The organism is Candidatus Lernaella stagnicola (assembly GCA_030765525.1).
GTDB lineage: Bacteria > Lernaellota > Lernaellaia > Lernaellales > Lernaellaceae > Lernaella > Lernaella stagnicola.
Window position 1 is genome coordinate 70241 of the sequence record JAVCCK010000027.1, and the last position, 12718, is coordinate 82958.

At 62.5% G+C, this 12718-nt stretch carries 11 protein-coding genes; 5 read left to right on the forward strand and 6 right to left on the reverse strand.

Going from position 1 to position 12718, the window contains the following annotated elements; all coding sequences use genetic code 11:
* Window positions 1-34: 34 nt before the first annotated feature.
* The gene (locus tag P9L99_12085; protein MDP8224091.1) at window positions 35-868 is read right to left on the reverse strand and encodes a class I SAM-dependent methyltransferase; all 834 of its coding nucleotides are present in this window, start codon (window positions 866-868) and stop codon (window positions 35-37) included.
* Between the two features lie 150 nt (window positions 869-1018).
* Here P9L99_12085 and P9L99_12090 point away from each other — a divergent pair, with 150 nt between their 5' ends.
* Window positions 1019-1750 (forward strand): S24 family peptidase, encoded by a 732-nt coding sequence (locus P9L99_12090; GenBank protein MDP8224092.1) that lies wholly within the window; start codon window positions 1019-1021, stop codon window positions 1748-1750.
* On the opposite strand, the gene P9L99_12095 is transcribed toward P9L99_12090, so the two are convergent.
* Window positions 1747-2706 carry a P1 family peptidase gene (locus P9L99_12095; protein ID MDP8224093.1) on the reverse strand — a complete coding sequence of 320 codons (960 nt, stop codon included), beginning with the start codon at window positions 2704-2706 and terminating at the stop codon, window positions 1747-1749. The genes P9L99_12090 and P9L99_12095 overlap by 4 nt on opposite strands.
* Before the next feature lie 59 nt (window positions 2707-2765).
* Between P9L99_12095 and P9L99_12100 the strand changes: the two genes are divergently transcribed.
* The 3 genes from P9L99_12100 to P9L99_12110 all read left to right on the forward strand — a co-directional run bounded on the left by P9L99_12100 (window position 2766) and on the right by P9L99_12110 (window position 7766).
* A complete protein-coding gene (locus P9L99_12100) occupies window positions 2766-4214 on the forward strand; it encodes a glycosyltransferase family 39 protein (protein MDP8224094.1) in 1449 nt (482 codons plus the stop codon).
* 79 nt (window positions 4215-4293) lie between these two features.
* Window positions 4294-6738 carry a hypothetical protein gene (locus tag P9L99_12105; protein ID MDP8224095.1) on the forward strand — a complete coding sequence of 815 codons (2445 nt, stop codon included), beginning with the start codon at window positions 4294-4296 and terminating at the stop codon, window positions 6736-6738.
* A gap of 122 nt (window positions 6739-6860) precedes the next feature.
* Window positions 6861-7766 (forward strand): DUF4349 domain-containing protein, encoded by a 906-nt coding sequence (locus tag P9L99_12110; protein ID MDP8224096.1) that lies wholly within the window; start codon window positions 6861-6863, stop codon window positions 7764-7766.
* On the opposite strand, the gene P9L99_12115 is transcribed toward P9L99_12110, so the two are convergent.
* The 4 genes from P9L99_12115 to P9L99_12130 form a co-directional block, all read right to left on the reverse strand.
* Entirely contained in the window at window positions 7767-8885 is a 1119-nt protein-coding gene (locus P9L99_12115; protein ID MDP8224097.1) for an N-acetylmuramoyl-L-alanine amidase, read from the reverse strand.
* Between the two features lie 26 nt (window positions 8886-8911).
* Window positions 8912-9793, reverse strand: a complete 882-nt coding sequence (locus P9L99_12120) for an isoaspartyl peptidase/L-asparaginase (protein MDP8224098.1) — start codon at window positions 9791-9793, stop codon at window positions 8912-8914.
* Window positions 9794-9808: 15 nt separating this feature from the next.
* Window positions 9809-10645, reverse strand: coding sequence for a hypothetical protein (locus P9L99_12125; GenBank protein MDP8224099.1), 837 nt, complete (start codon window positions 10643-10645; stop codon window positions 9809-9811).
* 119 nt (window positions 10646-10764) lie between these two features.
* Window positions 10765-12204, reverse strand: coding sequence for a hypothetical protein (locus P9L99_12130; GenBank protein MDP8224100.1), 1440 nt, complete (start codon window positions 12202-12204; stop codon window positions 10765-10767).
* Window positions 12205-12436: 232 nt separating this feature from the next.
* Between P9L99_12130 and P9L99_12135 the strand changes: the two genes are divergently transcribed.
* Window positions 12437-12712, forward strand: coding sequence for a LysR family transcriptional regulator (locus P9L99_12135; protein ID MDP8224101.1), 276 nt, complete (start codon window positions 12437-12439; stop codon window positions 12710-12712).
* Window positions 12713-12718 lie beyond the last annotated feature (6 nt).

The following is a 12718-nucleotide window of genomic DNA, read 5'->3' on the forward strand; positions in this document are numbered from 1 at the left end:
TCAAAAATAGGGGCAACCGCCGGGTGATGCAAGCTCAAGGCTTGCGCAACACGGCCAGGTAGCCCACCGGCAGAAGCGGCACGAGGGCATCGATCGCCGCGGCGGCCCGCAGGCAAAACCGATGTAGCGCGCGTCCCCATCGCCAACCCAAGTGATGTTGACCCAGGCGGTCGAGGGCGCGAACCAGGCCGGGGAAACGCGAGCGTGCCCGGTCGCGGTTCATCCCGTATAGACCGTAAAGGACGGCCTTGGCGGCAAGCTGCATCGCCTTGGCCGGGAAAAACCACAGGAAATGAAAACACCAACCCGCCGGGCCGCCCACCCGCCGCAGATACTCGACCTCCAAGCCCGCCTGGACTCCCAGCCGCCGCACCGCGCCGGCCGAATAACGGCGATACCCGTGCTTTCCGTACAACGGATAGGAATAGTGCGACGGCACCGCCAGCAACGCGCGCCCGCCGGACTTCATCACCTCGGCCATACCCCGCGCTACGCGGTGATCGTCGGCGAAATGCTCGAAGGCCGTAAGGGAGATCACGAAGTCGAACGTGTCGCCCAGCGACCCCAACTCGTGCGCGTCACCTTGGCGGCGGGTGCCGGGAAACTCGGGCGGCAGCGGCAGGTCGTCCCATCGCTCGTCGCTGATGTCCACGCCGGTGTACGTGCCGCGGATATCCGCCTCGACGAAAAACAGCGCGTAGCGGCCCGAACCGCAACCGATGTCGAGCACGGCGGCGGCGGACGGACAATAACGGCGAATCAGCGGCGGCACGCGCGTGGTCAACTCGCGGCGAAACGGGCTGCCGTAATCGGCCTGGACCGCTTTTTCGCGGGCGGCGGCGCGCGCCTGCTCGTAGGTGACGCTCACGCGGACAGGACTCCTTTCGCTCGGGGACGCCGCCAGTATACGGCAAGGACCGGCGCGGCAAAACGGCCACCGCGGCGTTGACCGACAGCCGTCAAAAAGGGTAGAAATCAAACCAGCGAACTTATCTACTTTTTTAGACAGAGCGGGAACATGATTAAAGGACGACAGAAAAGTTTCGGGCAACGTTTGCACGACGTCATCCAGACCCACGCGGGCGGCGTAGTGCGGCGTTTCGCGCAGGCCATCGGCGTGAATCATCAGGCGGTGCACAACTGGCTGTCCGAGGAAAGCCTGCCCAACGCCAAGGCTCTCGTGTCGCTGTGGAACGTCTACCGTGTCGATCCGTTGTGGTTGCTGACCGGGGAACAGAGCATTCACGGGCCCGTGGTCTTGCGCGTGGCGCCCGCGAGCGAAGCCTATGCCCAAACCGAAGACGCGCTGGAAGGCGATCTGGAACGCGAGCGCTTTGTGCCCATTCCGCTGCTGTCGAAGGAAAAGGCCGCCGGCACGCCGCGCGAAATTAGCGCCAACGACATCGAGGATTTCGTCGTCATCCACACCGATTGGGCGCCCCGCCCCGAAATGCTGACCTGCGTGCGGGTGGAAGACGACGCCATGCAGCCGGTCCTGGCCAAGGGAAGCATCGTGGCTGTCGACCACGGCAAGCGCGATCCGAAAAGGCTTAACGGCAAGCTTTGCGCTTTCCGCGTGCCCGGCGGCGTGGCGGTGCGCTGGTGCCACTTCCGGGATATCGATTACGTGGTCGGGTACCCGGAAAACCGCGCGGCGATCAAGCGCGGCGCCATGGTGATCTCCACCGGTGAAGAGGCCGCGGATTGCCTCGTGGGGCAAGTCGTTTGGTGGTGGGGTCGCTCAGCCTAGAGATCGCTCACGGCCGGTAGAATGCCGAAACCGTCCGCCTTTTGCACCGCCCGCACAATCGCTTCGGACACGGCGTCGGCCGCCATTTGGCCGATCGCGGGCAGGTCGGCGCCCTGGTTGCCGGTTGATAGGGCGAACACCACGTCGCCGTCGTAGGGGCCGTGGCAGGGCCGCACGGCTCGCGCCAAGCCGGTTTGCGCCATGCGGGCGACGAATCCGGCCAGGTTCTTGTCGAGCTTGGCGTTGGTGGCCACGACGACCAGCACGGTGTTGTCGATCATCGAAAAGCCGGGACGCTGCGCCGGCGGGCGGGTGGACAGCACGCGGGCGATGTCGGCAAAGTTGCCGCCGGGTTCGCGCGCTCCCGCCACAATCGCGCCGGTCGCGCTGTCGATCACATCGCCCCAGGCGTTCACCGCCGCCAAGGCCCCGACGACCAAGCCGTCCTCCCTGGTCCGGGAGGCCGTGCCCACGCCGCCTTTCATCGCGCCGGCCAGCCCGAAGAGTTTGCCGACCGTCGCGCCGTGTCCCGCGCCGACCGAACCCTCGGCCGTTTCGATGCCGGCCGCCGCGAAGGCTTGGGCGGCCAGTTCCGGAGTCGGGACCGCCTCGCCGCTGCCGAAGCCCAAATCAAAAAGCGCCGCGCAGGGGACGATCGGCACCGGGCGCCCTGGAGTGGGCATACCCGCACCGCGCGCCGCGAGGGCGTCCATCACACCGGAAGAAGCTCCTAAACCGAAAGCACTGCCGCCGGTCAAGACGACGGCGTCCACGCGAGACAGCAAGTGTTGCGGCAATAGGGAATCGCATTGCCGCGTGCTGACGGCGGCGCCGCGGCGATCCACCGACCCGACGGCGGGCGGATCACACCAGATGACGGTAACGCCTGTGCGACCCACGGCGTCGTGCGCGTGGCCGACGCGCAGGCCCGACACATCGGTGATGGATCCGGACATAAACTTTCTTTGCCTCCGCTTGGCTGGTTTCGCAGGTCAACCTAACTTATGATTTCGGCATGGGCAAATCGCGCTGGCTTTGGGTGGTGTTCGCTGCAACGGTGTTGATTCGCGTCTGGGCCTTCGCGGCTTCGGACAACGGCATCGACTACCACCACAACGCCTTCGACCGCCCCTTGTTCGTCGAAGGTTGGATCGAGCGGGGCGGTATCGTGCCCGATCCCGTGTACCCGCCGGTCCACTTTTACTTGCTGGCCGGCCTGCGGCTGATCGGCGGCGATCTGCTTCACGCCCCGCGTCTGCTTTCTCTTTTGTGCGCGCTTATCGCCTTTTGGCCGCTCGTGCGACTGACCGAGCGGTGGTTCGGCGAGCGGGCCGCGGTCTGGAGCGGATTGGCTTACGCCGTATTCCCGCTGGGCGTGCGGGTCGGCGTCGTGTCGCTGGAAGTGGCGCCGTACCTGTTGTTTCTCGCCCTGGCCTTCGAACGCTTCGGCAAAGCGTGGCTCGCCGGCGTAAGCGATCGTCGCGCTGCCTGGACCGGCGTCTTGTGGATGAATCTGGCGGCCGCGACCCGTTTCGAGGCGTGGATTCTCTTGCCGGTACTCGCCGCCTTTGCCTTGTGGCACGACCGCCGTCGCGGCTGGCTCGTGGCGCTTTTGCTCGGCGCGTTTCCGGTGGTCTGGCTGGTGTACGAATGGTCGATCACGGGGCATCCGTTTCATTTTCTGTCCGTCGCCGGCGGCGTCAGCCAGGTGCACATGCAGAACGTCAGCCTCGTGTCGCGTTTGACGGCGTGGCCGAGGATCGTGGCCGTGGCAACCGCGCCCGTGCCGGCCATCTTGGCGCTTTGCGGCGCGGCGGTGGCGGTAAGACAGCGTCGCGGGCTGTGGCTTCTGGTCGCGTTCGCCTTGAGTCTGGCGGTATTCACGGCGCGCACGACCATGGGCGCGTTCGGCACCAACGAAACGAAGTACGCCGCCGCGTTGGCGATGATGCTGCTGCCGTTCGCCGGTTTGTATATGGCTTCGGTGCAGGAATCTTTCGCCGGCGCGTCACGCATCTTGATGGGCGTCGCCTTGGTGCTGCTCGTGGCCGGGCCGGCGCTGTACCAGGTGCGGGTCGACAATCAACGCTTCCGCGCCAGGCCCGATTTGCGCCAGGCCGCCGAGTGGTTGACCACGCACCGCGGCGATCGCGGCGTTGTGCTGGGTACCCGCGACCAAGGCTTCTTGCTGGTGCATGGCCGCATCCCGCCCGCCGCGCGGCGCTTGGCGCAAACAAACGACGACAGCGGCCGCATCAATGTCGGCCACCTGCGGCAACTGCTTAGCGCGCCGGGAGTTAAGCTGCTCGTGTACGACCGGTTGCCCGACGCGATGGATTTTCACCCCGTATTGAAGTTGCCCGAGGGGGATCGCGTGACGTGGTCCAACCTGCCTTTTCACCGCGTCTGGCGCAGCGGATCGTATGCCGTTTACGAGGTGGAAGGTACGCCCGTCGGCGGTTGACCTCTGCTCGCTTTCTTGACTTTTCCCGGGCGTCCCTACAGGATGGTCGCGCATTGTGGCGATAGTTTGGAGGTTTATCATGATGACCCGTAAACAATGGATGGCGATCGTCGGCGCTTGGCTGGCGCTCGCATTTTTACTAACTGGTTTGGCCGCCTGCGGTGGCGGCGGTGACGATAACTCGGCCAACTTGGGCGGTGACGACGACGCGAGCGCCACGGACGACGACGACATGCCGACGCCGGGTCCGGGCGATGACGACGATGATGACGACGACACGACACCGGGCGACGACGACACGACGCCGGGTGATGACGATACGACGCCGGGCGATGACGACACCACGCCGGGCGACGACGACGACGACGACACCACACCCGGTGATGACGACGATGACGACACCACACCCGGTGATGACGACGACGACGACGACGACACGACACCCGGCGATGACGATGATGATGACGATGACGATGATGACAATGATGACGACGACACAACGCCGTCGCTCGGTGGCGTCCCGATATTCTCCGCCCTGCGCAGCCTTTACGGCGGCAACGACGGCACTAAGGGGTATTTCATCCATCTGGAATGGCTGGAGGCCGTGGATCCCGACGGCGAAGACATCATCTACAACATTTACGAAACCGACGACCCGAACAACATGAGTTACGACACCCCGGCCTACACGACCGCGAATTTGGAATACGATGTGACGGGGTTCGCTTCGGGTGATTTCTACTGTTATTCCGTGCGCGCCGAAGATGAAAGCGGCAACGAAGACGAGAACTCTTTCGTCAATTGCGCCGTGGCGGCCGACGCCTTCTATGTCGATGCGATCAACGGCGCCGATCCAGCCGCCGGCACGGCCGAGGATCCATTTGAAAGCCTCGACCAGGCCAACGACGAACTGCAAGGAACAGCGGCGGTCACCACCAATATCTACATCGCCGAGGGCACCTATGTCGGCGGTATCCTGCCGGTCAACGACTTGGTCGGCATCTACGGCGGCTGGCACAACGACACAAGCAAGGGCACGTGGACCCGCGATATCGACGCGTACCTGACCACCTTGAATCCGTCCTCCGGCACGGCCTTCGAAACCGCCAGCGCCACGACGATGATCGACGCATTTTCGCTTTCATGCGGCGGGGCGACGGGCATCGTCATGGGCCCCGGGTTGACTGCGGCGGCCAATGTCGTTTTCGACGCCTGCCCCATCGGCGTGTCGGTCACGGCGTCGGCAACGGATCAAACGATCGGCGAGATTGCGCACAGTGAATTCGTCGGCGGCCTCAACGGCATCACCGGTGTCACCTCGACATCCGGTTCGGTCATCGTGGTTTCGTTCAACAACCATTTCGACGCGGTCGAAGAGCCGATCTCCATCACGCATAACAGCGGCGGAAGCATGGTCGCGCAAGCTTTCGGCAACACGATCGAGGACGCGGAAACAGGCATTTCAATTGTAAGCGACAACGGCGAGGCCGCGGTGCAGATCTACGAAAACACGATCGTCGCTTCTTCCGACACAGCGATCTTTTTCTCGTCGGATTCGCCCGGTGCGAGCCAATTCGTGCAGATCGGCGACAACCGCATCGTTTACTCAGCCAACTACGGCATTCACATCAACTCGACCAACGGCGGCGACGAGTCCACGGTGTTCCTCGAGCGAAACACGCTGGTCTCCAACGCGAAGGGTGTGTTCCTCGAGGCGATCGAGGATGCCGGCGACTCTTCGTTCGGGACCTATCGAGTCTCGAACAACCTCGTGGTCGGCGGTGAGAACGGCATCTTGCTGGAGTTCACCAACAACGGACTCTCTGATTTGGAATTCGTACCGTGGATATTGAACAATGCCGTGATGAACGCGTCGGATGACGGCATTCATATGCTGGTCAATCAAACCGGCGGTTCCCTGGAACCCTCGCCGCGGATCTTCAACAACGATGTATTCGGTTGCGACGGTTCGGGACTCTATTTCAGCTTCCAGCCGCCCAGCCCCACGGGCGAGCCGCAGGTATACAACAACATCGTTTTGGACAACGACCTCGAAGACATCACCGTATTCGCGGGCGTTCCCGGTGACCAAATCGCCTTCAACAACTACTCCACCGGCGACGGTTCCGGACCCGGCAACATCTCGGCCGACCCGATGATCACCCATTTGCCCAGCGGCTTCGACCGCACCGACGCCGTGGGTACCACCACGACCTTGGAAGTCGCCGTCGCGGGTGAGTACACCACCGGCGAGTACATCGAGATCGACAATGACGGTGTCGCCCGGGAAATTACGGACGTAACCAGCACGACGATCACCTTCAGCCCGGCGTACTCGCGCGCGGTGCCCGCGGGCGCGGCGATTTTCCTGTGGGGCGCAAGCGACGATGTCGACGAGGACTTCACCTTGGTGACCGGTTCACCCTGCATTAATGCGGGCAACCCGGAAGGGGCTTTCAACGACCTGGACGGCACGCGCAACGACATGGGTGTCACCGGAGGCCAGTTCTACTCGCCGCGTTAATAATCGGCGACAAACCAACCGTTCCAACGAGGCGCCCCGCGGGGCGCCTTTTTCTTACCTGGAACTTCCGTCTTCGGCATCTGTCAAAACCAGCTCAGTGACCAAATCACGGAGGTGCCGATATGCGCCGTTCATACTTTGCGGTGGTGGCCGTTTTGGCCTTGGCTTTTTTCGCAGGATGCCTGGCCGATGCTCCCGACCAATGGGCGGCGCCCGCCGCGGCCCCCGTGTCGGAGCACAGCAAGGATGACGACAAAGCCCGCGGCGAACCGCCGGAGGAAGCCGCCGACCCGGAACAGATGGGACATCGGGCCGCGCTGGTCAACAGAAAGCTTATCCGCACGGGTGAAGTCACCGTTCGCGTCAAAAGCGTCGACGACGCCCGCCGCGACTTGGAAGCCCGCGTTACGGCGGCGGGTGGCTACGTGGCCGACGTTTTGCATCAACGCGCCGGGGGCAATCGGCAACTCAATATCACGCTGCGACTGCCCGCGGAGGGATTCGGCGATTTCCTGCACACCCTGCGCAATCTCGGTGTGTTGGAAAGCGAGCGCGTAACGGTGCAGGACGTCACGGATTCTTGGATTGACCTGCGGCAGCGTATCGCCACGAAAGAAAAACTGGCCGCGCGCCTGGAGCAGCAGATTGCCGAGAAGACCTATCGTTTTCGCGACCTGTTGGAAGTCGAGAAAGAACTGGCCCGCCTACGCTACGAGATCGAAAGTCTCAAGGGCCAATTGCACGGCATGGACGATCGCGTCGCGTATTCAACCTTGCAGGTCCACTTGTACCAAGAAGTGATGCAGAAAATCGCGCCGCCCGACAGCGTGTTTGCGCCGCTGCTCAACGCCATGGAAAACGCGGGCCCCCATTTCAAGGGAAGCTTGCGGGCCTTGATGGCATTTTTTGGTGGTGTGATTACCGTGGTTGTGGTGATGGCGCCGTGGCTGCTGTTGGCCGGTTTGGGAATCTTGATTCTGGTGGCAATCATCCGCCGGACGCAGCGACGCAGCCGGCGATCCGCATAGCTACTCGGCGAGGCCGTTGACGGCGTCGTAATACAGAATCGCGTCAAACAATGCGTCGACGATACGTTTCTGCGTAGCGGGCTCGGTCAGTAGTTTCGCCTCGCGCGGGTTGGTGACGAAACCGACTTCAACGAGCACGGCGGGCATCTGCGCACCGGCCAACACGAAAAAGGGCGCTTGTTTGACGCCCCGATTTTCCAACCGCATGGCCAAATCCAAACGCGCCTGCATCGCCACCGCCAACCGCTCGGACGCCGCAAGATTCTCGGTGCGAATCATGTCCTTGAGAATCGAATCCAAATCGTCGCCGTCCCCCGGCGTTTCGCTGGGCAGAGGCATGAGGATTTCCGGCCCGTTTTCGGCGGCGGCCAGCGCGGCGGCCCGTTGGTCGGATGATGTCAACGACAGAAAATACACTTCAAAACCCGTCGCGCTTCGCCGGTAGGCGCCATTGGCGTGAACGCTCACAAACATGTCGGCCCCGCGGGCGTTGGCCATGCCCGTGCGCTCGCTCAACGGAATGAAGGTGTCGTCGCTGCGCGTCAAGACCACGGCCGCAGTCGTCTCGCGACGCAGCCGGTCGGCCAGCGCCAGGGTGATGGCCAGGTTGATATCCTTCTCGCGAATACCCTGCGGACTGCAAGCGCCGGGGTCGTGTCCGCCGTGGCCCGCGTCAAGCACGATGCGGTTCACGCTGAGCATGCGATGCCGGCCGAATGCGCTATCGAGATACAACTGCGGGCTGACGGCCGGCGCGGTGGTGGGCTGCAAGGCCGCCAGTTTCACATCGCGACCGGTCAGCTTCGGTAAAGCGCGTAGGAAAAACGCCGTGGGTAACGATAACCGCCCGTCAAGAAAAAGCGGCGCCGCACCCAGGTCCATCATGCCGCCGTCGACGATGGCCGTGGTTGTAAACAAGGTCGCCGAAGCCCGCCGGTCGCCGAAGCGAATGGTCAAGCGGCGGCTGTCGGCGTGCCACTGCGCCTTGCCGCCCAACTTTTCCAGCAACGCCTCGGCCGGAAAAAACACGACGTCGCCTACGCGATAGACGTCGTTGACCGGGAAGGCCTCGTCGCCAATATGCAACTCCGCCGTGCCGGCCCAGGCGGGGCCGATCATCAGGCACCAGGCGGCCAGTAACAGGCCTACTCGTGCGACAGCTCGCAGTATGTCATCCCTTCGGTGTTCAAGCAGTGACCGATGTTGCCCTGCGGGTCGACGCAAATCAAACCGGCCCGACCGCCGATTTTCCCCAACTCCTCCATTCCCAGGCGGGCCGCCTGCATGGCGTCGTGGCCGTTACGCATGAAATCGACGATGGACTTGGCGAGGCACACTTTGATTATGTACTCGCCGGTGCCGGTACAACTCACGCCGCCGAACTCGCTGGCGTAGGTGCCGCAACCGATCATGGGTACGTCGCCCACGCGGCCGGGCAGGTCAAATTTCAATCCACCGGTGCTGGTGCCCGCGGCAATATGGTGATCCGCGTCCAACGCCACGCAACCCACGGTGCCCAGCGCCTCTTCCTGCGGCATGGCCCGACGGAGGTTCTCGACCATGTCGCGCCTATCGGCACGCAGGTATTTACGGCGCAGGTTCAGCCACAGCATGAGCTTCTCATCGGTGCGCGGATCGTAGGGCCTGAAGCCTTCGGAGCGCGCGTACTCCGTGGCCAGATCGCCTTCGAGTACCGAGTGAAAAGACAAATCCATCAAGCGTCGCGCCACGCGGATCGGATTGCGCACTTCGGAAATGCCGATAACGGCGCCGACCTTCAACGCATCGTCCATGATCGATGCATCCATGCGCACGATGCCGTCGAGTTGGACGTAGCTGCCGGTGCCCGCGTTGAGCAACGGCGCGTCTTCCATAATCGAAATCGCCTTGGTGGCCGCGTCCACGGCGGCGCCCCCCTTTTGCATAATCTTCATCCCGGCCTGGGCGGCGCGGCGCACCACGGCGTTGCGTTTGTCGTAATCCGGGCCGCGGGGCCCGGCCCCGCCATGACAGACGATGCGTAACATGGATTAGTCTCCGGTTTAGTCGAAGATTTGCTGCAGGTCGATTTCCACGTACTGCGGTTCATCCTCAACGTTGATTTCGCGACGCACGCGGTACTCGTCGATGTGAACTTCCACTTCGTGTCGGCCGCGCGGCAGATACAACATCGCCCCGGTGGCGCCCGCGCCGGTTTGTACTTCCTGCGTACCGCCGCAGTGGATGACGTGGGCGCCGGCCAAGGGGACCTCGCCGACGCGAACCAAGATTTTCACTTCCAGCTCTAAACTTTGTTCGCCTTGCTCGGCCGTCAGCCGCGGACTGATCGAATACGTGGCGGTGTGCGCCGGTCCTCCGGAAATAGGCGGGATTGGCGGTTGGCCCGGCGTATAACTCACTTCCCCCGCAGCGCGCGAACCGTCGCGTTCATCGATGGATGTTTGCAGTTCGACGACGATCCTGTCGCCGAATGTAACGTGGGTCGTGCGATGGTAATCGGGCCCGCCGCGGGCGTTGGGTGCGGCAAGCATCGAGAGCAAGCTCATGAAATCCTCAAGGTCGACGTCGCTCTTGATTCGGAAGCTGCGAATGTTGTGTTTCAACATCAGGAATACAAAAGCACCGACCGCGGGCAGATTCGTCGCGTAGTTGGAAAGCGCCGCCCCGCCGAACAGCAAGATGTTATGCAATTCGACGATGGTGATCTCCGACCGGCTACCGGCGACATCGGCCAGCATGCCGTGGAGCAATTGGGCGTTCTGCGCCACCAGACGGTTGGTTTCGGAGTAGCGCGCCATGTGGGCCGCCACATTCATCCATTGTTCGATAAAAAAGATGACGCGTTCTTCGGTCACGTCGTCGTAGAGTATGCGTTTCATACTTGACATGATTCCCTACCATGTACGGTATTGACGCCCGATTCCGCGGGCGGGGCAAAACCGCCTCGATCTTATGAACTCAGCGCGCCCGGTGTCAACGGATCGGCTCACACCCCGGCCTAGGGCCGCGGCACGAGGATCCCCTCGGATTCCGGCGCCCACTGATAGTTACGCTCGATGATTCGCTTGATGCCGTACGGCAGGTGTTCGCGCACGACGTATTGGTCGATCACCGCGCCGAACTCCTTTTGCGCCAGCGCCCGCGCCACCAAGCGGCTTTCGTCATCGTAGAATTCGCCGGCGAAGAAAAACGGCCGGTAATGCAGGTGGCGTCCCACGAGAGGCCGAAACGAACCGGCGCCGTTGAGCGGGTCGAGCACCGGCTTGTCCGCCGGAACGTTCGCGGCCACGAATTTCATTTGCGTCATTTGCCGCTCGCGGCTGCTGTAGAGTTCGCTGTTCCAGATTTGCGCGTGCGCCAGCGCCAACCCGATCACGAACACCACAAGCACGGTCCGCCGCGACTTGCGCAAGAAATACCACGCCGCCAAGAGAGCGAAAAACAAATACGGCAAAATGAAAATGTGCATGAACAGCACCGGCATCAAGATCAACTGCACGAGGGCCAACAGCGCGTAGACCGCGCAGAATCGCAGAATCGTCTGCGGCGCCGAAGAGGCCGAGGCCCGCCCGCGCACCAAGCGAAGCGCCGCATACCACGCCGGTCCGACAAAAATCAGGGTGGGGAGAATTATCGTCGGCCACAGCAGCAAGCGGTAACGTGTCAGCAGCGCCGATTCGGCGAAGCGGATGCCGTTGTCGGGCAGCGCCACCATGTTGGCGGCGTTCATGTCGCAGATCACGCCGATCGTAACCAGCGCGACCAAAAACGGCCCGACCGCCAACGCCGTGAATCCCAGCCAGTGAAGCAATCTTCGACCGAAAGACATGCCCAAGCCGCGGGCTAGGTGCCGTTCGAAAAACAATGCCAGAACCAACGAGAGCAGCACGGCCTTCTGGGTAAACATCAGGCTTAAGCCGATCAACAACCCCGCCAGGTAAAACCAGCGCAGCTTTCCGCCGCTTTCGATCAAGTACCACAGGCACAGCAGCGACCCGAGTATCATCGGGTACACCACGGTGTCGCCTCGCACTTCCGATAAGCTCGCGCCGATGATCGGCGAGGTGAGCGCAAAGCCGACGGCCAGCACCCCCGCCAGCGAACGACCGGTCACCAGACGGCCGAGCGTGTAGAGTTCCCACAGCAGCAGGAGTTGAAGCGGAAAGGCGATCAGCCGCACCACGGCCGGTAGGATCGGACCCGGGCCGACCAGCGCGTAGATGGGGTAAAGCAAAAAGCTGAAGGTCGGCAGGTGGGAATGCAGGTAGTCGCGAAACGGCAACACCCCGCGGTCCCACAGCCACAGCACTTGGAGGTTCTCGAATTCGTCGACGTTGAACTGCCCCCATAGCGCCCACCCGGCTTGCCGCAGGATCAGCAAACCGGTCAGCGCCAGTAACGGCCACGGAACGCTACGTCGCAACGAGGGGATGTCCATTGTCGTCCGCCACTCCTTCTTAGTGCGATGCGCTATTGTGCAACGAATCGCCCGGCAAGCAAAATTGCCCCCGAACGCCCTGCGGCGGGCTGTTTTTCAACGGGGAATGTGTTTACAGTGAGAGTATCTAACAATCGGTTGGAGAGATTCCATGGGCGAAATTAAATTGCATGCACGAATTAAAGTCTGGATTACAGACGACAAAGGGAAAACTATTTTCGGATCCGGACGCATGCGATTACTCGACGCCATCCACCGTCAAGGCTCCATCCTCAAGGCCGCTGAAGAACTCAGCATGAGCTATCGCAGCGCGTGGGGCCGCATTCGCGCCACCGAAGAACGCCTGGGAGAAGCTGTCGTCGAAAAAATCCCCGGCGCCGGACGACGCGGGGGGTCGCGCCTGACATCGCGCGGCAAGGAACTGCTCGACAAATTTCACCATCTGGTCGACGCCCTCGATTCCGCTTCCAGCAAAAGCTTCGACGCCATCTTTCTCGAGGACGAATAAACGCTA

Coding starts and splice junctions, on each gene's coding strand:
- P9L99_12115 (MDP8224097.1), bottom strand. CDS start 8,885: ATGATCGGCCCCGCCTGGGCCGGCACGGCGGAGTTGCATATTGGCGAC.
- P9L99_12130 (MDP8224100.1), bottom strand. CDS start 12,204: ATGGACATCCCCTCGTTGCGACGTAGCGTTCCGTGGCCGTTACTGGCG.
- P9L99_12135 (MDP8224101.1), top strand. CDS start 12,437: ATGCGATTACTCGACGCCATCCACCGTCAAGGCTCCATCCTCAAGGCC.
- P9L99_12120 (MDP8224098.1), bottom strand. CDS start 9,793: ATGTTACGCATCGTCTGTCATGGCGGGGCCGGGCCCCGCGGCCCGGAT.
- P9L99_12110 (MDP8224096.1), top strand. CDS start 6,861: ATGCGCCGTTCATACTTTGCGGTGGTGGCCGTTTTGGCCTTGGCTTTT.
- P9L99_12095 (MDP8224093.1), bottom strand. CDS start 2,706: ATGTCCGGATCCATCACCGATGTGTCGGGCCTGCGCGTCGGCCACGCG.
- P9L99_12105 (MDP8224095.1), top strand. CDS start 4,294: ATGATGACCCGTAAACAATGGATGGCGATCGTCGGCGCTTGGCTGGCG.
- P9L99_12125 (MDP8224099.1), bottom strand. CDS start 10,645: ATGAAACGCATACTCTACGACGACGTGACCGAAGAACGCGTCATCTTT.
- P9L99_12090 (MDP8224092.1), top strand. CDS start 1,019: ATGATTAAAGGACGACAGAAAAGTTTCGGGCAACGTTTGCACGACGTC.
- P9L99_12100 (MDP8224094.1), top strand. CDS start 2,766: ATGGGCAAATCGCGCTGGCTTTGGGTGGTGTTCGCTGCAACGGTGTTG.